Genomic DNA, 23,278 nt, shown 5'->3' with positions numbered 1-23,278 from the left:
ACTCATTTAATATATTTCTTTTTCAAAAGTTAAATTTACTATTATTTTAAATTTTAAATGACTTAAAATTCTTATTTTTTTAATTAAATAATTCTAAAACCTCCCTTAAACTGTGTATGGTTTTATAAGTTTTTCCATTTGTTTCTTTTTCAGTGACTTGCTCGTGTGCCCAAGTGGTATGAAAAGGAACGTGGATAGCATTAGCTTTAATATTTACCAATGGTAATACATCGGACTTCAAAGAATTGCCTATCATCAAAAACTCAGAAGGCTTAATATCCAAATGATTTAATAATTTGGAATAATTAGCTTCTTGCTTATCACTCAACACCTCGATATGGTGAAAATAATCCGTTAAACCAGACTTTTTAAGTTTGCGCTCTTGGTCTAATAAATCGCCTTTGGTAGCTAAAATTAATCGGTAATTTTTTGATAATTTTTTTAAGACATCCTCAACACCATCAAGCAATTCTACTGGTTTTTCCAACATATTTTTACCAATATTCAATATGGCTTCAATGGTTTTGTTGGGCACTTGATAGTTTGACAGCTCTAGAGCAACTTCGACCATCGATAAGGTAAACGCTTTTATGCCATAGCCATATATTGGTAAATTTCGTATTTCGACTTTAAAAAGCTCTTGATCTATTTGATTGGGAGTTTCATAAACCGATAAAAGTCTTTGGATTTCTAGCTCTGCCTCTCTAAAATACGTCTCATTTACCCATAAAGTATCATCGGCGTCAAAACCAATAACCTTTATCTTTTTATAACTTATTTCCATAATTTTTTGGCGCGTTCTAAATCTTCTGGCGTATCAATTTCCACGCCCTGTACTGAAGTTTCAACCATTTTAATACGTTTTCCATATTCCAAATAACGTAATTGTTCTAGCTTTTCTGAAGCTTCTAATGTTAGCATTGGCAACTTATAAAAATCTAACAAGGCTTCTTTTCTAAATGCATAAACGCCTTTGTGCTTAAAATACTTGACGCCAACGGTTTTATCTCTTGGATATGGAATTGGGCTTCTGGAAAAATATAATGCGAAATCGAACTTATCTAGAACTACTTTTACGGTATTTGGATTGTTTATTTCAGCTTCATCAGTAATATGAACCATTAAAGAGGCCAAATCGATATTTTTAGTGTGGTCGTCTTTAAAAACGGCTATTAATTTTTCTAGAGATTCTTTATCGGTAAAAGGTTCATCTCCTTGCACATTGATGACTATGTCAATATCTAAAGTTTCAACCGCTTCTGCAATTCTATCACTTCCACATTCATGTTCCTTTATGCTCATCATGGCTTTACCCCCATTATTCACAATTTCATTGTAAATAATGGAACTATCCGTAACCACAATAACATCATAAAATAGATTTGTTGCAACTGTGGCTTCATAAGTTCGAAGAATAACCGATTTACCCCCTAGGTCTTGCATTAGTTTTCCCGGAAATCTAGTCGCACTGTATCGTGCAGGAATCATGGAGATTATTTTCATTTTATATAAATCTATTCTGATTCAAAAATAAGATAATTATGTAAGGTTTCATCTTTTTGATGTTGTAAACTTTTTATAAATTTTATAGATTATAAACAAGATAATTATAACAAAAACGATCGCTAAAAGTGGTAAAAAAATTGAAATAACGGACATGAACATGGCCGTACCTGTTTCTATTGTTGATATGATAGGATTTCCCAACCCACCTGTTGTTGAGGTTGACGTTAATCTCGCTACACTAGAAGAACCAGAAATGGCGGCGGCTGTACCACCACCAGCTATGATGGCAAGGGACCACGATACAATTGGAGTTAAATCTACCATCGTAGACAGCATAACCGAAGTTCCTGCTATAGCAGCAAGCGGTACAGAAATACTATCTAACAAATTATCTATGTATGGAATGTAATAAGCGGAGATTTCTACCAAAGTGGCGACGCCAAAAGTAATTAAGGCCGTTAAACTCCCTAGCCATTGCCAAGAATCGTTGAGTTGCCAAACATTAAAAAAAGACGCCAAGCTTAATGCCAATAGTGGTAAAAATATTCTAAAGCCAACAGATGCAGCCAACCCTATGCCTAAGCAAATACTTATAAATGTTTCCATATTAATTGCTTATAAAAAAATCATCTTTAAAACCGATAAGATACAACTTTTCTTTGGCTCTTGTAACGGCAGTATATAGCCATCTTAAATATTCTTTATCAATACCATTAGGTAAATACGGCTGTTCTACAAATACAGTATTCCATTGGCCTCCTTGGGATTTATGACAGGTAATGGCATAAGAAAACTTAACCTGCAAAGCATTGAAATGTTTATTGTTTTTAACTTTTAAAAACTTCTTGTACTTACTGGTTTCGTTTTCAAAATCTTTCATGACTTCTTGATATAATCTATTTGAATCGTCATACGATAATGAGGGTGTTTCAGATTCAACGGTATCCAACAACAAAACGGTTTCAAAAGGGGTCATTTTAGGGTAATCTACCATGCGTGCTTTAACTTCTGCAAAGCGAAAACCATACAATTCCTCTATTTTAAAAATTTCCAACACTTCAATAATATCTCCATTGGCTATAAACCCAGCTTCGGTAGTTGGTTTTACCCAAAAGTAATTATTTTTTACAATCATAAGATAATCTCCCACAGTCAGTTCGTTCTCGTTAAACAAAATCTTGCTACGTATTTGTTGATTGTATAAATTAGCACGTTTGTTACTTCTTACTATAATAGTAGTTTCTTCATTACCCAAAGCACTGTAAGAATCATTAATGGCGTCCATAATTTCGTGTCCATCAATTAGTCTTATAATGTCTTTAAAGTCTGCTAAATCAAACTTAAAATCATCATATAAGGCATTTGATAAGTATTCTCGTAAAACAGTTGCATTGGCTAAAATTCCTGAGCCCTGCTCCTGCCTCACTACTTCATCTAACTCCATTTTAAAAACCTCTTTATTATAATTCAAGCTAAGTGTATTTTCATCCAATGCAGGACTTAAATCTAATTTTACGGGAGGTAATTGGGCCGTATCACCTATTAAAATTAATTTGCATTGGTGACCAGAATACACATATTGTATTAAATCATCCAATAGCGATCCGTTTTCAAAAAGTTTTGATTCTCCGGGTGTATCTGGTATCATAGAGGCCTCATCTACAATAAAAATGGTGTTTTTATGCTTGTTAGGTTGTAAAACAAACGTCACGCCCCCGCCTTTCTCCGATTTTGGAAAATATATTTTTTTATGAATGGTGAACGCTTCTTTACCTGAATAATTTGATATTACTTTTGCTGCTCTCCCAGTAGGTGCCATAAGCACGGCACTCATTTTTGCTTTCCATAGATTAGTGACTATAGTCCCTATAATGGTTGTTTTTCCAGTACCGGCATAACCTTTTATTACAAATAAGCTATTTTGCGTTTTACTGAAAATAAATTCAGAGAGCTGTTGTAATAAAATATTTTGTTTTACGGTGGGTGTAAATGGAAATTGTTGTTTTATAAGGGTGGAAAATTCAGAAGATGTCATTATTTGGGTGGAAAATTATAAATTATTCAAATATAGAAATGATTTTTACCAACATTGGTTTTTGCGATTAAAAAAAAATTGTAGATTTGCGAAAGACCTTTAATAACATAAAATAAACTAACAAATTATGTGGACAATAATTTTAATTGTAATTGCTGTAATATTATTAACCATTGGCCTGGTTAAACTGGTAGATAAATTTATACCAACAAAATTTAAACCTGCTTTAATTATTGCCCTATGGGTACTAATTGCTTTTTTAGCTTATAGTACATTCAAATCTGTTTACAGCCCAATACTTTTCAACCAAGAAAAAGAAAAACGTTATACAGTTGTTATAAAAAATTTAATAGACATAAGAAATGCTCAATTAGCTCACAGACAAGTTACCGGAAAGTTTACTGATAACTTCGATAATTTGGTTAAGTTTATTGAAGAAGCCAAATTTACTATTACACAACGTCGAGATTCAAGTATAATAGATGTTGAACAAAGTAGGCTTTTTGGTGTTGATATCCCTAAAGACATTGTTATAATTGATACTTTGGGTTATGTGGCTGTTAAGGATTCATTATTTAAAAACTCCGACCGATATAAAACCATGATGAATGTACCTGTAGGCAAACCGGGAGAAAAATTTCAACTTAAAGCAGGCTTTATAGAGCAAAATGGTGTTAATATCCCTGTTTTTGAAGTATATGTTAAAAAAGATGTTATTTTGTTTGATCAGGATAAAGATTTATTAGTTCAAGAAAACCAAGTAGTATCTGTAGATGGTGTTAATGGAGATGCTATTAAAGTAGGATCTATGGATCAGGTTAATACCAGTGGAAACTGGCCAAAAACTTATGGTAATAACGAGTAATACTTACAATATACCAACTAAACAAGAATTGTCCATTCAAATAAGTTTGAGTGGACTTTCTTTTTGTATCCTACAGAGAGATACAAAAACCATTACTTTTTTAAGGGATTATAATTTTGACAAAAAATTAAACCATCACGATGTATTAGATAAACTAAAGCATTTGTTTAATACAGAATCTTTTTTACAATCTAATTTCAATAATGTACATGTTATACATGTAAACGAACTTTCAACTTTGGTACCCAAACCTTTGTTTGATGAAAATTCTTTGGCCGATTATTTAAAATTCAATTCTAAAATTTTAAAGTCTGATTTTATAGCATATGATTCGATAGAAATAAATGATACTGCCAATGTTTATATTCCCTATGTAAACATCAATAATTTTATTTATGATTTATTTGGGGCGTTCACTTATAAACATGCTTCGACCATTTTAATTGAACAATTGTTGTCTATTGAAAAAAATGCCAATAATACAAAAGTATACATAAATATAAATAGCAACCATTTTGAAATGATTGTTATAGATAAATCGAAACTCTTATTATATAACACGTTTGAGTATACTAGCAAAGAAGATTTTATTTATTACATACTGTTTACTGCGGAACAATTACAACTTAACCCAGAATTATTTGAGCTAATTTTTATTGGAGATATCGATTCAAAAGACGAACTTTATTTTATGGCTTATAAATACATCCAGTTTGTCTCTTTTGGAAAGCGTCAAGACCATTATAAATATAGCTTAGACTCGCAGCCAAAAAGTAATCATTCCAACTTCACTCTAATAAAAAGCTTTTAATGAGAATCATTTCTGGATTATATAAAAGTCGGAAAATTGTAGCTCCCAAGAACTTACCAGTACGCCCCACTACAGATATGGCAAAAGAAGGATTGTTCAATATTTTAAACAATCATTTTTATTTTGACGAGGTTTCTGTATTAGATCTTTTTGCGGGTACAGGAAACATAAGCTATGAATTTGCCTCAAGAGGCACAAAAAATATCATTGCTGTAGACCAAGAACTGAGTTGTATAAAATTCATCAATCAAACTTCAGAAGGTTTCAAAATGCCCATTAAAACTATTAAAAGTGATGTTTTTAAGTTTTTAGAAAAAGCCTCATTAAAGTTCAATATTATTTTTGCCGATCCTCCTTACTCATTTACTCTTGATCAGTTTTCTAAAATCCCTGAGCTGGTATTCCAAAACTCACTATTGGAAGATGATGGTGTATTGATTGTAGAGCATTCTAAAGAAACAGATCTTTCCCAATTGGAATACTACAATTATTCAAAAAGTTACGGTGGAAACATGTTCAGCTTTTTTGAATACTCTCTATAGAATAATATTTTTTCAATATTGCGATTGTTATTAGCTTATTTTCAGTAAATTAGATAGTTATTTCCTCCAGAAATCTACTACTAATTTGAGTACTTATTGTTTGTAATCTTAAAAACAATTTAAACAACCGCACCATGAAAAAATTAGTATGTATCATTTTCGCGTTGATTTTATTCAATGCATGTCAAGAAAAGGAACCCCAACGCTATTTTAGTGAATCCGCCGAAATTGAAAGTTCAAAAAAACTTGTTGGTTATTTTGCCTCCCATGATTATGAAGGCATTAAAGAGATTTATAGTGATTCCGTTAAGATTTATGACAATTCAGTGAATCCTATGTCACTGGCAGATATGATTACTGGCATGAAGGCCAATGAAGACATGATGGAATATATGAAGGTTAAGGATTCCTCAGAGTATGAAATGGTACTCACAAAGGATAACGAAACTTGGGTTAACTGTTGGTATACCATTGTGGGTAAGTTTAAAGGGCCAAGTACCGAAATCGTTGTTCCATGTCATTCAACATTTCAGTTTAAAGATGGAAAAGTTGTTAAGGAATACTCTTATTACAATTTGTTACCAGTATATCAGGAAATGGAAAAGTTAAGTGATACTACTGCCGTTGATACTATGGCAACAAAATAAAAAAACAACTAATATTTCAACCAACATAAAAACAAAGCCCTTTGACATTTCAAAGGGCTTGTTTATGAAAGTAAATCTATAAGCCGAATTCTGTATATCTTGTACTTGTTGCCAAGAACAAAACACCCTTATCATTTATCTGAGTGCATTGTTACCAATACACTTTAGCTGCCTACCCTCCAGCATTGGGCGTGCTACCCTTAGTGCTGGTATACATGGCATTGCACCGCATAGAGTTTACATGGTTTCACTACAGCTTGACCTGTACATACTTTCTGTTGCACTATTCCTAGCCTCACGACTGGTGGTTATTAGCCACTATGCTGCACTATGGTGTTCGGACTTTCCTACTCGCAAAGCGAATCGATAAGGCGATTTACTTAAGCACAAAATTACAATTAATTGTTAATAACTCATTCTAAAATCTCATTTCTAAATTCTATATTCTTAATTGAATTTTTAACTTTGTTATTCAAGAAATTTCAATGGAGCATTTTGTTGTATCGGCTAGAAAATACAGACCACAAACATTTAAGGATGTTGTTGGACAGCAAGCTATTACAAATACCTTATTAAATGCCATTGAAAATAATCATTTAGCCCAAGCCTTATTGTTTACAGGCCCGCGTGGTGTTGGTAAAACGACCTGTGCACGTATTTTAGCCAAAATGATTAACAGTGATGGTACAGAAACTGGTGAAGAGGATTTTGCCTTTAATATTTTTGAATTGGATGCTGCTTCTAACAATTCTGTTGATGATATTAGAAATCTAACAGACCAAGTTAGGATCCCGCCCCAAGTTGGAAAATATAAAGTGTACATCATTGATGAGGTGCACATGCTATCGCAAGCCGCTTTTAATGCGTTCCTTAAAACGCTTGAAGAGCCGCCAAAACACTGTATTTTCATTCTTGCTACGACTGAAAAACATAAAATTATACCTACCATTTTATCGCGTTGCCAGATTTTTGATTTCAAGCGAATTACCGTTAAAGATGCTAAAGATTATCTAAAATATATAGCCAAAGAACAAGATGTGAGTGCTGAAGATGATGCACTCCATATCATTGCACAAAAAGCAGATGGTGCCATGCGAGATGCCTTATCAATTTTTGATAGGGTCGTTAGTTTTTCAGGCAAAAACCTAACAAGGCAAGCGGTTACCGAAAATTTAAATGTGCTCGATTACGAAACCTATTTTGAAAGTACCGACCTCATTTTAGAGAACAAGATTCCAGAGTTATTACTTCAGTTTAACAATACGCTTTCCAAAGGATTTGATGGCCATCATTACATCGCTGGATTAGCCTCTCATTTTAGGGACTTATTAGTAAGCAAAACGCCTGAAACTATTGAACTCTTGGAAGTCGGTGAGCAAACCCAAGAAAAGTATTTAATACAATCCAAAAAAACTTCCCAAGCGTTTTTAATGCAAGGAATACATTTGGCTAACGATTGTGACCTTAAATATAAAACCAGCAAAAATCAACGCTTATTAGTTGAATTATGTCTTATGCAGCTTGCCTCTATCACTTTTGATGGAGAAAAAAAAAATAGCAAACATTACATAATTCCACCTTCTTATTTTAAAAGTAAAGGCATTACGCCCGTTCATGTAAATGTTCCTAAACCTTTGCAGATAAAAGAGGCTACGACTTCTGAAATAACAAGTAAAGATGAAAATCTGCTCGAATCAACTCCTGCTATTATAGAAACTTTGCAAGTAAAAGAACCTCCTAAAATCGTTTTAAAGCAAGAAACTAAACGGCTTTCGGGACTCTCTTTAAGTAGCATTAAAGCTAAAAAAGAGCATCAAATAAAGCAAATGGATGTTGTTATAGACGAAGACAATCTGCCGAAAGAAGATTTTACTGAAGAAGCTCTTGTGGATCTTTGGAATCTTTATGTGAATCAATTGCAAGATAATGGAAAGCATAATTTAGCTTCTATTTTGTCTATAGACATACCTAAAGTGATTGGCACAACCATTTATTTAGAATTCCCTAATGCGACGAATAAAGTAGAAGTTGAACGCCAACAATATGAGCTATTGTCTTTTTTAAGAAAATCCCTTAACAACTTTAGCATTGATTTATCAATCACGGTAAATGAAGAAAAAGAAAAACAATATGCCTATAGCACCTTAGAGAAATTCGAAAAATTAAAAGCTAAAAATCCGAATATAGATATTTTAAGAAAAACTTTCGATTTAGATATATAATGAATTGTATATGAATAAATTATGCGTTTTAATAATATTAGTGATTTCCTTAATTGGCTGTGACGGAAAGTACAGATCGCACCGAAGCAACGAAGATGTTTTGCGGGAGGCTAACCTATTAGAATCCTTCTCTGAGCAATTGAAATACATTCCAGAACAACCTACTGAAATTGTGACGGACACTATATTGAGCAACGGTTTTAATATTAAAATAAACTATTATTCCAATGAAAATAGTCACGTTCCAAAAACCAAAAAAAGTAAAAATGGAACTGTAACAAAAACCTATCATAAAAATTTTGAAGCGCAATTTCAAGTTCAAAAAAATAATAGGCTAATCCTGGATGGTATTGTTAATAAGGAATTGTTTCATGAAAACACAGATAACACTTTTTGGCAGAATGCCATAATGCAATATGTTTGGGTGGATTATAGTGCCATGACCGAGCATAGCATTCAGTTACATACGTCTTTCAATATTCCTGACACACAAATTTACAAGGATTTTACCCTAACCATTTTTGATGATGGAAATATAGAGATAAAGGAAATCAGTCTTACAAACAGCAAAGTTTAAAAGATATTAATTGATTTTATTCGTTACGTGGCGGTAGATTAAACTAAATACATCCGTTGCTTCAATATCTTCATTCAAAGCTATTTTTTTTGAATTGGTAACAAAAATAGGATGATCATCTTTACTCTCTGGAATTCTTCCATGCGATCCTTTAATCAATGTAGCATCTAAAGGTATCACATTCATTAGGGTTCTAAAACCCAGTTTCTTTTTTATTAATTTGAATATTATTTTAGGTATAACAAATACATCTTTAGGATTTGTGGTTAATTCAACCGCATCATAACCAGGTTTTTTATGGATATCTACCATTCTAGCAAAATCTGGTGCTTTCGAATCATCTAGCCAATAATAATAAGTGAACCAAGAATTTTTATCAGCAACAAGCACGATATCGCCACAGCGACTGTGATTTAAATGTGCTTTTTCAATGTCATTATCAACCAGTACTTTTTGAATGCCTTTAACGGATTTAAACAATGAAACCAATTCGTCTTTTAACGATAAATCATTCAAATAGATATGTGACACTTGATGATCTGAAACGGCAAACGCTTTACTGGCTCCTGCGTCTAAAAGCTCTAAACCACGCTCTATTCTAATATTTAATAATCTTTTTTTTCGTAGGATTCTATTAGGGTGAATGGGATTATTGACATCAGTAATGCCATATTCAGAAAGCAAAATGATATTGGTATCTTGTTTATTGTAATAATCCACCAACTGTTTTACAATTTCATCAACTTCTTTTAAATCTTTACTAATTTTAGTAAAATCCAATCCATATTTTTGAATATTATAATCTAAATGCGGAATGTATATAAGTGTTAGCGTCGGATTGTAAATTTCATCAGTCCTGATAGCACCATCAGCAATCCATTTGCTTGATTTAATGGACGTTTTAGGTCCCCAAAAACTAAACAGCGGAAATGTCCCCAGTTTAGTTTGGAGTTCATCCCTTAGTTCGGATGGATGTGAATATATGTCCGGTATTTTTCTGCCATCTGCCAGATAATTAGGACGTGGTGTCACACTATAATCAGCATTTGAATACATATTGTACCACCAAAAATGATTGGCACAAGTAAAATCATGATGTCCTTTTTTTAATACATCCCAAATTTTTTCTGATTGCACCAAGGTATTGGATTGTCGCCAAAATTTCACTTCATGCTCTTCCTTAAAATACCAACCATTGCCCACAATACCATGTTCGGAAGGCAATTTACCAGTCAGATAGGTTGATTGCATGCTACAAGTAACTGCTGGAAGAATAGGTTTAATAGTAGTAGATAATCCATCTTCTAAAAAGGTTTTGATGAATGGCGTGTGTTCCCCAATCAATCTTTTGGTCAACCCTACTATATTTATAACAACCGTTTTTTTCATTCTAACCTATCTTTTAGCCATTTCATTTCCCTAGCAATGGATTGCGTAATATCAACTTTTAAAGTGTTAGGGAGCACATCCCAAGTATAGGTTTCCACCTCTAAATGGTTTGAAACTTCGTGATTTTTCAAGTACTGTAACGTATCTAAAATTTGGTCTTGAGTAGAATATAAATTATCGAATTTTTCCAAAAAAATAGGCACATGAAAATGAGCTCTTAATTCTTTATGTTGCTCTTTTTTACGAAGTATGATGGGCAAATCGTTGTAAACCTTAATGGTTCCTCCCACTTTTTCAGTCACTTGGTGTAAATAAGTGGATTCATCAAATCGTTCTAAAGAATTCCATATCGCCCCTTCTTTGCCTTTTTCAAACAAAATTTTTAAAGCAGCACTCACTTGTATTTTACCGACACCAATGCCCTCCTTTTCCAAGGCTTGAAATGTGTCTTCTGGGTTTTCGTAAGCCAATGAAAAATGGCAAACATCGTAACAAAGGGTGATATATCTCTTTATGATCTTTTCAATCTCCAAGGCATCCAAATTTAATTTTGGCCTTAAAACGCTAACCCCGATTGGAAGTAAAACATTTAAATAAAAGTCTAAAAATTCTTTTGTATTTTCAATAAGTCCGTCCGGTTCTGGTTCAATATCTAAATGCAAATAGTTGCCTGAGGTATTTTCTATATTATAAAGTTGTTCTACAATTTCGCATAATTGCTCAGCTCCCTTTTTTAAAGCATTAGAAACAGCATCTTTAGAACTAAACCAATGTTTATAACTTATTGGCGATGTTGAGATACCTCCTGAAACACCATGTGGAAGCATTGAATCCAATTGCGTAAATAATCTTTTGGTGTAAACCAATCGTTCTTTAGTTGTCCAATCAGGAGCATGTACTTGTTCTTTTACAATCGTATTGTGAAAATTTCCATAAGGAAAGCCATTCATGGTAAACACATAACAATCATTATCTAGAAGCCATTTTTTAAAATCCGACAAATTATCACCTACCTCTAATGCTTCACTGGCATTGTTGGATAAACGCAACCCTATTCCGAAAGGAGAACTGTCTGAGACCTCTTTTTTTATTTTAGGAATGTATTTTTTAATATTTGAAAACGTCGTTTCCCAATCTTCACCAGGGTGAATATTTGAGCAATACGTTATGTGATATTTATCTTTAATTAGCATTTATATAGCTTTTTGTTATAAAAATGAAGCAATAGCTTTTTTCATTTTATCAGTATCGATTTCATGTACATCAACTTTTCTTCCAATTTCTGAAATCAGTGTAATAGTAAGTTCTCCTCCCAAATGTTCCCTAAATTCTTCAATGCCATTAATAAGCGCATCTATTTGATGTTCTAAAATTGGTAATTTTAAATTAAAACCAATGCGTTCCATAGTGTTTAAAACAGCTTCCAAAATAGTTTGATCAATTAGGCCAATATATTTAGCATACATAAGGTCAATGGCCATACCTACCGCAACGGCTTCACCGTGTCTGATAGTGTAGTTGGTCATATGTTCCATTTTATGGGCTGCCCAATGCCCGAAATCAAGTGGCCGTGATGAACCGTTTTCAAAAGGATCGCCTCCTTGTGTAATATGTTCCATATGCAATGCTGCGCATTTATAGATGACATATTGCATACTTTCCATGTCTCTGTTTCTAAGTTTTTCAGACAATTCTTCTATGTCATTATAGAACGATTTGTCTTTAATAAGTGCCACTTTTATGGCTTCAGCAATACCAGAGATCCAATCCCTATGATCTAAGGTTTCAAGAAAATCACTATCATTTATAATGGCATACGGCAATGCAAATGTTCCTAAAAAATTCTTTTTGCCAAAATGGTTTATACTATTCTTAACCCCTACAGCGGAATCATTTTGCGCAAGCACTGTTGTTGGTATTCTGAGTAATTTAACCCCTCGATGTGCTATGGCACAGGCATAACCAACCATATCTATAACAGCACCTCCTCCGATAGTGGCTACAAAAGAATGTCTGCAAATATTAAAATCATTGATACCTTGCAATACGGTGTCCAGATGTTCGCTGCCAATTTTTACTTGCTCGCCTCCAGGCACCACAATAAAGCTCTTAAATTCGATATGTGAACTATATTGCTCGCAGTAGGACATAATATCTTTGTGTAGCAATGGATGGGCATTAGTTACTCCTTGATCTACAACAAATAGCACTTTAACCCTAGATGTCTTAGAGTAGCTATTTATAATGTCTGCAAACAATGTGTTACTATGATTAAATAAGTGGTTGGTAAAATACAATTTATAATTATACTCCACTTTAAAGGTTTGCTCTATGGTTTTAGGGATGTGCATTGAAAAATAATTTACGTTACTGAAAAACGTTTTGACAAAAATAAGGATAAAGGTAATAGCAAAAGAATTATTATTCCAACCCACCAATGAGATACACTAACAGCGATAGCAGCATCCATGACCACTAAAGAAAGGACCCCTGCCTTCACCGCTTTTTTTATATTTGTTGGTGAATTTATTTTATAGGCCTTTGCCAATGGTATAAATATAGATAAACCAAACAATAGTAAAAATGGGGCTACTTGAAGAACAACATCGATGTCTGTTGAGTTATAAAAAAGAATGAAAAAAATGACCAAACTATATAGTAAAGCTGATAATTTAATATTCATTTTGTTGTGTCCGTGCACTTCTCCTCTACTTATTAAAGTCACCGCAAAAATGTAGATGATGGGTATCAGTATATAAATCCATTTAGAAAATGGCGGCAATCCCAAAACACACATGCCTAATAGTAAGTTAAGTCCTCTACAAAAACCCATTGCCAAAGGGCCAAAAAATACATGATGCTTTGCCAGTGAATCATATAAAACTATAGCTCCAGTCAGACCCAATGCCAGAAAACCAGCATGTACATTGCTAAAGAACGATAGTATTACGCCTAAAACTAGTAAACTTCCGCCTAAAAGAGAGGCGGTTTTTAACGAAACTACACCATTGGGAATGGGGCGTTCGGGTCGTTCTTCTTTATCTATTTTTAAATCAAAAACATCATTAAGAACAACACCTCCAGCATATAAAAATACAGAAGCGAGGATTAAAAATATAAAATCTACAATTTTTCCTTGAGGTATTTCTACCCAGCTAGTCACAAATAAACCAACAATGGCAGCACCTGCAATAATATCGGCAGCTGCTGTTGGTAAATTTGGAGGTCGCATTAAAATAAGACAACCTTTAAAAACAGATGTTTTTTTAGACGATTTTATTCCCATCAATTTTTGGCTCCTGACCTCTTAATACGCTATTATCGTTAAATAATTCTCTTTGATCGATGGCTGAAGTCCCTAACCAATGGGATTCTTTCATTTTGCCATTTTTCCCAAAAGCATCTAATGCATTTTGATAACAGGTTTTTATAACATCTTCCTTTAATATGCCTCGTTCTAACATTAATGCGGCTGTTTTTGGAACCGCTAATGGGTCGCTAACTCCCCAATCGGCTGAGCTATCGACGATAATATTATTGCTTCCAAATTTCCTAACAACTTCAACCATCCGTTCATTACCCATTTTTGTTTTTGGGTAAATGGTAAAGGCAGCTATAAAGCCACGATCTAAAACATCTTTAACGGTTTCCTCATTGTTGTGATCGATGATGACATTAGCTGGGTCTAGTCCATGCTCCAAACACACTTCCATACTTTTAAGAGTACCCGATTTTTTATCTCTATGTGGTGTATGTATTTGAACCGTCATATTCAATTCCTTTGCCATATCCAACTGCATTCTAAAATACTTATCCTCTGCAGGTGTTTGATCATCATAGCCGATTTCACCAATGGCGACTACATTTTCTTTATGAACATATAATGGTAACAATTCTATAACTTGTTCTGCCAATGCTTCATTATTAGCTTCTTTAGAATTTAAACCGATGGTACAATAATGCTTAATTCCGAACTGGCTTGCCCTAAAAGGTTCCCACCCTACCAAACTGCTATAATAATCCTGAAAAGAACCAACTTGTGTTCTTGGTTGCCCTAACCAAAATGACGGCTCTATAATTGCTACAATACCTGCTGCCGCCATAGCTTCATAATCATCCGTTGTTCTTGAAGTCATATGGACATGAGGGTCTATTATCATTAATTTTTCTTGCATAAATCTTTATTTTATAGTGTCCCAGTTGATTAAATTCTGTTCTATTTTTTGTTTTAATAAGGCGTTTTCGTTTAACAATTCATTAGCTTTATTGTTATTTGATAGCGAGCAACATAGCGCTGCTGCTATTTTTTCATTTTCATTGGAGCTTTCGAATAATTTTTTCATGTCCTCCAACAAAACGTCATCTATAAATTTGCCTACAGGTTTCCAGAAATACGGATTAATATCTCTTGAAGCTGCCCATCTTTCATGTGCAAAATCCGATATAATTCTAGCCAATTCTTTATTGGCTCTTTTATCAATATCTACAATGGCACTTAAATCGCGCTGCATAAATGCCGCTTTTAAATACATTTGATTCCATTGGTTATCATCAAAATACAAAGCTGGATATGGATTGTTTAAAGATATAGCATCAAAAACAGGTGTGATATTTGTTCTAAGTGCATCAACAGCAACATGTTTATGAGCTTCAGGATTTGGCAATAAAATCAAGTATTTAAGGAATGTTTCCAACTCTGTGGTATCGGCAACTTGAATGATATTTGAAACTTTAGAAGTAAAAAAGTCTTTGTCAGCTTCCAATACTTTTACCAAGATGTAAATCCTACCTAATTCTAAATAATTAGTCTGATGATTAAGAAGATATTGGAATATTTCAGAACCTTCATGAGGCATCAATAATTTTTTATTTACATCAATTTTTGAAGCTATTAAGCTATAAGTGAGGTATAAATCCTTCGTCGATTTGTTTGAAATAATATCATTTATCTTGTCTTCTAACCAATAAGATAACTCGGAAGTATAATTATAATCGATGACCGTTTTTAGGTCTTCACTAACATTTTTGAATAACATTGTTTTTTTAAAAAATTAAATGTACAAATTGAAGAATTAGATTTTATTATAAAAAAGTTAAATAGCAAACTATTGTTTATTCAATTCTTTTAATTTAGCAATCAAATATAATAAAATGCTAGGTTTAAAACTACCAACTGACCCTCGCTGGGTCAACATTGTTGAGAAAAATATAGAGGATATATTAACAGATCATGCTTTTTGCGAACAAAAAGCTACAAGCACAGCAATCTCACTCATTGTTAGCTTTCCGGAGTATACAGAATTGGTGCAAGAAATGGTCGCCTTGGTTAAAGAGGAAATTAGCCATTTTAAAATGGTTCATGATAAAATAATTGAACGCGGCTGGACACTTGGGAGAGACAGACGAGATGATTATGTGCTTCAATTAGTGACATTTTTTCCAAAAGGAGGAAGTAGAACCACGCAATTAGTGCATCGATTATTGTATGCTGCTCTAATTGAAGCGAGAAGTTGTGAACGGTTTAGATTGCTTTCGGAAGAACTACAGGATAAAGAATTAGCTGCCTTTTACCGAAATTTAATGGTCAGTGAAGCCAACCACTATACCATGTTTTTAGGCTTTGCCCGAAAATATGGAGACAAAAAAGAAGTTGATGCAAAATGGCAACAACTTCTTGAATATGAATCTAAAATAATAGCTAACTTAGGTAATAAAGAAACAATACATGGTTAAAATTGATGCCCTATACCTATTTGGATATTAGTATTTTTTGCTTCTATCCCCAAATCTTCATGAAAGATGTTTGTAACTCCGTAAGTGTATCTTGCATCAATAAATAGGACTTCATTGATTTTATATTCAAATCCTGCAACGCCTGATAAAGCTATGTCTTTTATACCATCATTAAACTTGTAAACTTTCCAACCAACTTGTGGAGCAATACCAAAACGTATTCTTTTGTTTAGTTTAAATTTTAAAAAAATAGGCGCTTGTATATAATCTAAATGTAATTTCTCGTCCTTGGCTCCTTCTGCAGAAAACTGTAATTCAGGTACTAAAGAAATTATGTTCGATAGGGCTATATCTGCAAATGTGCCAAAATAGAAACTATTCCGATGTTTATTTTCCATAAAAGGTATTCCCGTAAAATCTAAATTTGAGATATTGTATCCACCTCTAACACCATATATGATGCCTTGAAATGAAGGTGTTTTAGAACCTGACGCATTAGTATTGGAAACTTTTTTTTCTGTATTGTCATCTTGACAAAATCCAAAAATAGGAAAACCAAGAAGTATTGTTAAAAGTATTAGTCTTTTCATAATTAATAGGTTGGGGGTTAAATTATTAGCAATATTGCAGAACGAATATATATTATAAATTAAATTCTGGATATTTTAAAAGTTGAAGTGCATAATTTTACTGTGTATTGCTAGAAACGGTATCAAAATATATACTTTTTATGATACCATCTGCTAATCCTATTTTAGGAACATATATGTTTTTTGCACCACTCCATTTCATGGAAGATAGATATATTCGCATGGCGGGTATGATAACATCAGCCCTATCTTGATTTAAATTCAATTCAGTAATACGTTCCTCATAAGAATACCTTTGAAGGGTATTAAAATAAGATGTTAGGTAAAAATAAGAAAGAGGCTTGCCTTCCGTTTTTCCAGATACCTTGAAAATTTTATTGATGTTTCCTCCCGAACCTATAACATCGATTCGCTCATAAGGTTTTGTATTTACTTTTATCCATTCTTCCAGTTCAAGCCAGTTTTCTTTTTGAACCATATCATTTAACAACCTAACAGTTCCTATTTTAAACGACTTGGAAGCGGCGGGGTTACCTTCATGAATAATAGTGAATTCCGTACTACCACCACCAACATCAATGTATAAATATGTTTTTGTATTATCTATATATTTGTTCAAATCGGTTGCCGCAATAATAGCTGCTTCATCCTCTCCTCCAATAACATCTATTTGTATTCCTGACTTTTTAAAGACCAGATCAACCACTTCCCTCCCATTCGATGATTCCCGCATAGCAGATGTGGCGCATGCTTTGTATTTAATCACTTTATGGGATTTCATTAATAGTCTAAATGCTTTCATGGTATCTATCAAACGTTCGGTATTCTCTACAGAAATTTTATTTGACAAAAACACATCAGTTCCCAAACGTATAGGAACACGCACTAACGAGTTTTTCTTAAATTGTGTAGGTTTCCCTTCTTGTTCAATAATGTTTGAAATAAGCAATCGTACAGCATTGGAGCCTATATCTATCGCCGCATATTTTTTTATTGATAGCATATTAATTTTCTAGCTTTTTTAAATAATAATCGTAAGTAGCAATTTGCGATCTAACTTTCGGATTATTATTTATTCTATATTCATTTTCATTTGGCGTGTTAATCAATCTTGCTTTCACATTATCGCTCCAAGAAATATTAAATGTATCAATAATTTCCTTTTTAATCTCCACATCATAAATAGGGCAACTAACTTCTACTCTATTATCAATATTTCTGGTCATCCAATCTGCTGAAGATATATATACTTTAGCATCTCTGTCATTTCCAAAAATATACACCCTAGGATGTTCTAAAAATTTATCAACGATGCTGATAACTTCAATGTTTTCACTCATACCTTTTATCCCGGGAACTAAACAACAAATCCCTCTAACGATCATATCTATTTTTACGCCTGCCCTACTGGCTTCGTAAAGTTTATCTATAACTAGGTAACTAGTAATACTATTCATTTTTAATCTGATGTAACCTCCCATGCCAGCTTTGGCAAGAATAATTTGCTCATCAATAAATTTAAAGATGGCTTTTTTGGTATAATGTGGCGATGTTACAATGTACTTATATCTATAAATTTTATAATTGGTATCAAAGAACATGAACACCTTAGTGATATCCTTTAAAATATTTTGGTTCGAAGTAAATAATGTATAATCCGTATAAATTCTTGCGGTAGATTCATTGAAATTGCCTGTGCTTATAAACCCATAGCGTATTATTTTTTTATTTTCTTCACGTTCAATAACACACATTTTACTGTGCACTTTTAAACCTTGAACCCCAAAAATTAAGTTCACCCCGCCTTCTTGCATCTGCTGGGCATAATTAATATTAGCTTCCTCATCAAACCGTGCCTGAAGTTCTATCGATACCGTTACGCTTTTCCCGTTAATGGCAGCGTTTATTAAAGAACTGGCAATATGCGATATTTCAGCTAATCGGTAAATGGTAATTTTAATGGTTTTTACTTTAGGATCTAGCGCAGCTTCCCTTAAAAATTTAACTACATATGAAAACGTATGATAAGGCGCGTAAAGCAAATAATCTTTTTTAGCAATGGCTTCAAAAATACTGCTCTCTAAACTCAGGCCTTTAATGGGCAAGGATTCCATTTTTGGATACAATAAATCTTGCCTTCCCATGCTTGGAAACTTCATATAATCACGTCGGTTGTGATAACGACCACCCGGAATAATACTATCCGTATCCGTAATGCCCATTTTACCCATTAGGAACTGAAGTGTTACTTCTTCAATGGTTTTATCATAAACAAATCGAACCGGTTCTCCAAGTTGTCGATGTTTTACACTATCGGAAATTTTTTCAATAAAGCTTTTACTTAAATCACTTTCAAAATCCAATTCGGCATCGCGAGTGATTTTAACCATGTGGGCCGAAATGCTTTTATAATCAAAAATGTTAAAAATATCGCTCAGACAATAACGGAGCAAATCATCTATCATGATGATAAAATCCTTACCCTCGTATTTTGGCAACTCAACAAATCGATTAATGGATTTTGGGATTTCAATAAGCGCAAACTGATTGGAATCATCATTCATAACCATCCTTACGGCTAAATAGGCTGCACTATCTTTTAAATTGGGAAGTGTCACCAAATCGTTTAAAATGATTGTGACAAGCGCCGGACTGACTTTTTGAATAAAATATTTCTTTATGAAATCGTGATGTTTCCAACTGATATTAGTTTCATCAACGATATGGATGTTTTCATCTTTTAAACGGTTTTCTATAGCTTCCAAAACTTCTAGACTTTCCGTTTGTTGTTCAATAACTATTTTGGTAATAATTTCAAGTAATTCTTCTGCCCTAATACCTCCAAGTTCACTTTTAGCTCCTTTTCCTGCTTCCACAATACGCTTTACCGTGGCGTATCTTACTTTAAAAAACTCATCCAAGTTATTGGAAAAAATCCCTAAAAAGCGAAGTCTTTCAATTAAAGGGACTCTTTCATCTGAAGCCTCTTGAAGAACTCTTGCATTAAATTGTAACCAACTTATTTCTCTATTTATATAACTGTTATTAAGGCTTTCGTTTGTAATCATTAGCAATTTTGTAAATAATTATACAAATATATTCTATTTTAAACTTAATAATAAGGCTTAACTTTTTATATTTTACAAATCCATAAAATGAAAATTTGTATGATACATTAAGTTTAAATTTGTATTAAATTTCTGTTTTACTAACTAATTGAAGATTATTATTTCGTAAGAATGAAATGATGCTTGAAGATTACAGTGGTTTATTATCTCAAATGGCGAGGAAAAATGGTTTTAATAGTTTTGCCATGTTTTAAATTTGTCCAGTAAGGAATATCAAATTCAAGAATGACAACCCCACAAGTTGGGACGTTGTCTATATATTTATCTCCAAATTTATTGACAAAAAAAGTAATCGCGTAATTATGTCCAAACACCATTAAATTATCAATCTCATTATGAGTTGATTTAATGGTGTTTAGCAACTTTTCTCCTGAAAAATCATATAAATCGTGGTTAAAGGTCAATAGATTTTCGTCAATTTCAAGGTTTGAAACAAATAATTCAGCTGTTGTTTTAGCCCTTGTAGCGTCACTGCTTATAACGATATCTACACTTAAGTCAAGGTGTTTTAACCCGTCCGAGACCATCTTAGCATCTGAAAAACCTCTTGATTCTAAAGGCCTTTCATGGTCAATAACATCATGTTCCCATGAAGATTTTGCATGTCTGACAACGATTAATTTTTTCATATAATTCGATTAAACGCAATAAAAGTCGATAAAATGTTGTTTTTATCGATAAAATTCAATTCATTTGTATCATCAATTTTTAAAGTGAGTATAAAAATAAGAAATATTTAAGTAAAATAAATTTCTAAATATATAAAGGATAAACATAAAATATGAGGGTAAATTACACAAAAAGACGTTTAAAAACACACCCTGTTCTATTCGTCGTTTTTTTAAGCTATTTAACATTTTTTTTTGAAAAAATAACTATATGTATGTTCATTTGTTAGTGATTTAATAAAAAATGGACCCCAAAATCTAATTCACTTTTAAGTTTTAGCATTATAAAATGCTCCTCCCTCACTACTTTTTAAGATTCAAAATTAGATTGCAATAAATAATTGTATTGTAATAATATTAATCTAATTAACTGACTTAACATAAATTTTTGTTACATAATTTTTGGCTTATGAAAACAACTACCTCTAATCTGCTATTAAATACAGGTATAAAAATGAAATCATATTTATTTGGTTTCGTTTTTCTGTTTTTAGGACTTGTTCAAGTCAATGCAGACTGTACTATTGATACTGCTGCAACCGGTGGTGACAATATAATGACTGGAGCAGAATTACTAACTTTTATAAATAGTAATAACTGTACGGGCACATTGACCATTGAAGCTCCAGTAGATATTATTTTAAGTTCAACAATTACTATTCCCAACACAATTGATAGAATTGTTATAAAGAATGGTGGTCAAATATTATGGGCAACTAATAATGTGGCGCTCAATTTAGCAGAAAATACCGCAATTGTTATTGAAAACACCTCTAATATTGGTTCGACCACTGGAGCTATAGGCTCTACAACCAATTCTTGTAGCAATACTAAACGCATTTGGATTGGGAGTGTTGAGTATTCTGCTTGTGAGGGCGGAGGTCAAGTTTGTGTTATATTTGCCGATTTAATTCAAAATGGTGGTACCATACAAATTGATCCAGATTTTGCTGTTATTAGCGGTTCTGATAATGAAGTTTGCTTTGGCCCAACAGATATAGCTATTGAACTTAATGGATATGTAGAAGGTACTCCGCAATATGAATGGTCAAAAATTTCTGGTCCTGGCACTGTAACATTCTCACCAAATAATGCAGCTACAACTACTGTAACCGCTAGCATTCCGGGTACTTATACTTTAAGAATAAGCGTAACAGTTCCTTTAAGTGATTCTTGTACAACAACATTTGTCACTGTTTATAATGATATAGAAATTGAATTTAGAGAAGGTTTAGGTGCCACTACATTAGCAACAACGCCTGGAGGTGGAGGCACTTGTAATTTAAATGTTGATTTCTCTGCTTCTACCACAAATGGGGGCGCTAATCTAACTTACTTATGGGATTTTGCGGATGGAAATACAAGCACAGCTATGAATCCATCACATACCTATGCTACTAGTGGCACCTATAATGTATCATTAACAGTTACTGACCCTGATGGTACTGAACCTTGTAATGTGATTGTTGTAAACCAAGAAGTCATTATTACTGATAATCCCCCAAGCATAACAGCGCCTACACCTTTAGATATTGAAGGTTGTGATATAAGTGTTGCGCCTGCTCCTGAAACTACAGTTGCTGGTCTTGAAACAATTGGGTTCATAATTAGTGATGATGCTACTGGAGACTCCGACTTAATTGTAGGTAGCTCTGATAGCCTATCGGGCACATGTCCAATTGTTATCACTAGAACTTATACTATTACAGACGATTGTGGTAATATGTCACAAGCTGATCAAATTATTAATATAACAGATACAACGCCTCCCAGTTGGACTACCGTTGCAAACACGCTTGATAGAACAGTGGAATGTAGTAATGCTCAAGCTCTAATAGATGCACAAGCATTAGTCCCAACAGCTTCCGATTTATGTGACAACTCTCTAACTCCTATTAAAACTATTGGTAGTTTTGTTGTTGGGTCTTGTCCTAATACTGGAACTTATACAAATACTTGGACTGTATTTGATGATTGCAACAATGAAGTACTTTCAGTTTATACACAAACAATTACCGTTCAAGATACTACGCCTCCAACAGTTCCTGTCAATGCTAGTTCAACTGTACAATGTTTAAATGACGCTGTACAACCCACTGCACCAATTGTGAATGACTCTTGTGATGGTAATATTACACCAGTTATTACCGAAAGCGCCGATCCTACATGTGAGGGCAGCAAGGTATATACGTTTACGTATACCGACTGCGCAGGCAACGAATCAGTATACACCTATACATATACCATTGACGTAACGTCAGTGCCAGTAGTGCCAGCAAATGCGGGCTCTACCGTGGAATGTATCGCCGATGCCGTTCAGCCCGCAGCACCTGCGGTGACGGATGCATGTGGAAACGACATCGTGCCAGTGATAACCGAAAATACCGATCTTACATGTGAGGGCAGCAAGGTATATACTTTTACGTATACCGACTGCGCAGGCAACGGATCAGTATATACCTATACATATACCATTGACGTAACGTCAGTGCCAGTAGTGCCAGCAAATGCGGGCTCTACCGTGGAATGTATCGCCGATGCCGTTCAGCCCGCAGCACCTGCGGT

22 protein-coding genes and 1 other RNA gene are annotated in these 23,278 nt (G+C 33.5%); 8 read left to right on the top strand and 15 right to left on the bottom strand.

Annotated features, from left to right (window positions below):
• Window positions 1–79: 79 nt before the first annotated feature.
• The 4 genes from CDH49_RS11720 to CDH49_RS11705 are packed head-to-tail and all read right to left on the bottom strand — an operon-like array spanning window position 80 to window position 3,541.
• Window positions 80–784 (bottom strand): HAD family hydrolase, encoded by a 705-nt coding sequence (locus CDH49_RS11720; RefSeq protein ID WP_100615724.1) that lies wholly within the window; start codon window positions 782–784, stop codon window positions 80–82.
• Window positions 775–1,503: a 3-deoxy-manno-octulosonate cytidylyltransferase gene (gene kdsB, locus CDH49_RS11715; RefSeq protein WP_100615723.1), complete on the bottom strand. Its 729-nt coding sequence runs from the start codon at window positions 1,501–1,503 to the stop codon at window positions 775–777. The genes CDH49_RS11720 and kdsB overlap by 10 nt, the downstream gene beginning before the upstream one ends.
• 48 nt (window positions 1,504–1,551) lie before the next feature.
• Window positions 1,552–2,118 carry a DUF4126 domain-containing protein gene (locus CDH49_RS11710; protein WP_100615722.1) on the bottom strand — a complete coding sequence of 189 codons (567 nt, stop codon included), beginning with the start codon at window positions 2,116–2,118 and terminating at the stop codon, window positions 1,552–1,554.
• Entirely contained in the window at window positions 2,114–3,541 is a 1,428-nt protein-coding gene (locus CDH49_RS11705; RefSeq protein ID WP_100615721.1) for an ATP-dependent DNA helicase, read from the bottom strand. The genes CDH49_RS11710 and CDH49_RS11705 overlap by 5 nt, the downstream gene beginning before the upstream one ends.
• A 127-nt stretch (window positions 3,542–3,668) precedes the next feature.
• Between CDH49_RS11705 and CDH49_RS11700 the strand changes: the two genes are divergently transcribed.
• From CDH49_RS11700 to CDH49_RS11685, 4 genes are all read left to right on the top strand, one after another.
• A complete protein-coding gene (locus tag CDH49_RS11700) occupies window positions 3,669–4,406 on the top strand; it encodes a hypothetical protein (RefSeq protein ID WP_193434733.1) in 738 nt (245 codons plus the stop codon).
• Window positions 4,390–5,217 (top strand): DUF3822 family protein, encoded by an 828-nt coding sequence (locus CDH49_RS11695; protein WP_100615720.1) that lies wholly within the window; start codon window positions 4,390–4,392, stop codon window positions 5,215–5,217. The genes CDH49_RS11700 and CDH49_RS11695 overlap by 17 nt, the downstream gene beginning before the upstream one ends.
• Window positions 5,217–5,759, top strand: a complete 543-nt coding sequence (locus CDH49_RS11690; protein WP_100615719.1) for an RsmD family RNA methyltransferase — start codon at window positions 5,217–5,219, stop codon at window positions 5,757–5,759. The genes CDH49_RS11695 and CDH49_RS11690 overlap by 1 nt, the downstream gene beginning before the upstream one ends.
• 134 nt (window positions 5,760–5,893) lie before the next feature.
• A complete protein-coding gene (locus CDH49_RS11685; RefSeq protein WP_100615718.1) occupies window positions 5,894–6,406 on the top strand; it encodes a nuclear transport factor 2 family protein in 513 nt (170 codons plus the stop codon).
• A gap of 63 nt (window positions 6,407–6,469) precedes the next feature.
• On the opposite strand, the gene rnpB is transcribed toward CDH49_RS11685, so the two are convergent.
• Window positions 6,470–6,789, bottom strand: an RNA gene (gene rnpB / locus CDH49_RS11680) — RNase P RNA component class A.
• Between the two features lie 102 nt (window positions 6,790–6,891).
• On the opposite strand from rnpB, the gene dnaX reads away from it, so the two are divergent.
• The gene (gene dnaX, locus CDH49_RS11675) at window positions 6,892–8,628 is read left to right on the top strand and encodes a DNA polymerase III subunit gamma/tau (protein ID WP_100615717.1); all 1,737 of its coding nucleotides are present in this window, start codon (window positions 6,892–6,894) and stop codon (window positions 8,626–8,628) included.
• Between the two features lie 10 nt (window positions 8,629–8,638).
• Window positions 8,639–9,205, top strand: coding sequence for a DUF4738 domain-containing protein (locus tag CDH49_RS11670; RefSeq protein WP_100615716.1), 567 nt, complete (start codon window positions 8,639–8,641; stop codon window positions 9,203–9,205).
• Between the two features lie 6 nt (window positions 9,206–9,211).
• Here the strand turns inward: CDH49_RS11670 and CDH49_RS11665 are convergent, their stop codons facing one another.
• The 6 genes from CDH49_RS11665 to CDH49_RS11640 are packed head-to-tail and all read right to left on the bottom strand — an operon-like array spanning window position 9,212 to window position 15,630.
• Window positions 9,212–10,594 carry an alkaline phosphatase family protein gene (locus CDH49_RS11665; protein WP_100615715.1) on the bottom strand — a complete coding sequence of 461 codons (1,383 nt, stop codon included), beginning with the start codon at window positions 10,592–10,594 and terminating at the stop codon, window positions 9,212–9,214.
• Window positions 10,591–11,787, bottom strand: a complete 1,197-nt coding sequence (gene eboE, locus CDH49_RS11660; RefSeq protein ID WP_100615714.1) for a metabolite traffic protein EboE — start codon at window positions 11,785–11,787, stop codon at window positions 10,591–10,593. The genes CDH49_RS11665 and eboE overlap by 4 nt, the downstream gene beginning before the upstream one ends.
• 15 nt (window positions 11,788–11,802) lie before the next feature.
• Window positions 11,803–12,945: a 3-dehydroquinate synthase gene (locus tag CDH49_RS11655; RefSeq protein ID WP_100615713.1), complete on the bottom strand. Its 1,143-nt coding sequence runs from the start codon at window positions 12,943–12,945 to the stop codon at window positions 11,803–11,805.
• An 11-nt stretch (window positions 12,946–12,956) separates the two neighbouring features.
• Complete coding sequence (gene eboC / locus CDH49_RS11650; protein ID WP_100615712.1) at window positions 12,957–13,880, bottom strand: UbiA-like protein EboC; 924 nt, start codon at window positions 13,878–13,880, stop codon at window positions 12,957–12,959.
• Entirely contained in the window at window positions 13,861–14,769 is a 909-nt protein-coding gene (locus tag CDH49_RS11645; protein ID WP_100615711.1) for a TatD family hydrolase, read from the bottom strand. Before CDH49_RS11645 ends, eboC begins: the two co-directional genes overlap by 20 nt.
• Before the next feature lie 6 nt (window positions 14,770–14,775).
• Entirely contained in the window at window positions 14,776–15,630 is an 855-nt protein-coding gene (locus tag CDH49_RS11640) for an EboA domain-containing protein (RefSeq protein WP_100615710.1), read from the bottom strand.
• Between the two features lie 115 nt (window positions 15,631–15,745).
• Here CDH49_RS11640 and miaE point away from each other — a divergent pair, with 115 nt between their 5' ends.
• Complete coding sequence (gene miaE, locus CDH49_RS11635) at window positions 15,746–16,327, top strand: tRNA-(ms[2]io[6]A)-hydroxylase (RefSeq protein ID WP_100615709.1); 582 nt, start codon at window positions 15,746–15,748, stop codon at window positions 16,325–16,327.
• Here the strand turns inward: miaE and CDH49_RS11630 are convergent.
• The 4 genes from CDH49_RS11630 to CDH49_RS11615 form a co-directional block, all read right to left on the bottom strand.
• Window positions 16,324–16,917, bottom strand: a complete 594-nt coding sequence (locus CDH49_RS11630; RefSeq protein WP_100615708.1) for a porin family protein — start codon at window positions 16,915–16,917, stop codon at window positions 16,324–16,326. The two genes, miaE and CDH49_RS11630, sit on opposite strands and share 4 nt — an antisense overlap.
• A gap of 97 nt (window positions 16,918–17,014) precedes the next feature.
• On the bottom strand, window positions 17,015–17,920 hold the full coding sequence (locus CDH49_RS11625) for a Ppx/GppA phosphatase family protein (protein WP_100615707.1): 906 nt from the start codon (window positions 17,918–17,920) through the stop codon (window positions 17,015–17,017).
• Between the two features lies 1 nt (window position 17,921).
• Window positions 17,922–19,985: a polyphosphate kinase 1 gene (ppk1, locus tag CDH49_RS11620; RefSeq protein ID WP_100615706.1), complete on the bottom strand. Its 2,064-nt coding sequence runs from the start codon at window positions 19,983–19,985 to the stop codon at window positions 17,922–17,924.
• A 203-nt stretch (window positions 19,986–20,188) separates the two neighbouring features.
• Window positions 20,189–20,674 carry a SixA phosphatase family protein gene (locus CDH49_RS11615; protein ID WP_100615705.1) on the bottom strand — a complete coding sequence of 162 codons (486 nt, stop codon included), beginning with the start codon at window positions 20,672–20,674 and terminating at the stop codon, window positions 20,189–20,191.
• Between the two features lie 448 nt (window positions 20,675–21,122).
• On the opposite strand from CDH49_RS11615, the gene CDH49_RS11610 reads away from it, so the two are divergent.
• On the top strand, window positions 21,123–23,278 hold a 2,156-nt coding region (locus CDH49_RS11610), incomplete at its 3' end, for a PKD domain-containing protein (RefSeq protein ID WP_157805307.1).

It is taken from the genome of Confluentibacter citreus (assembly GCF_002807055.1).
GTDB lineage: Bacteria > Bacteroidota > Bacteroidia > Flavobacteriales > Flavobacteriaceae > Confluentibacter > Confluentibacter citreus.
The sequence above is the reverse complement of the archived record's forward strand: the minus strand, read 5'-3'. Positions and strand labels throughout refer to the sequence as shown.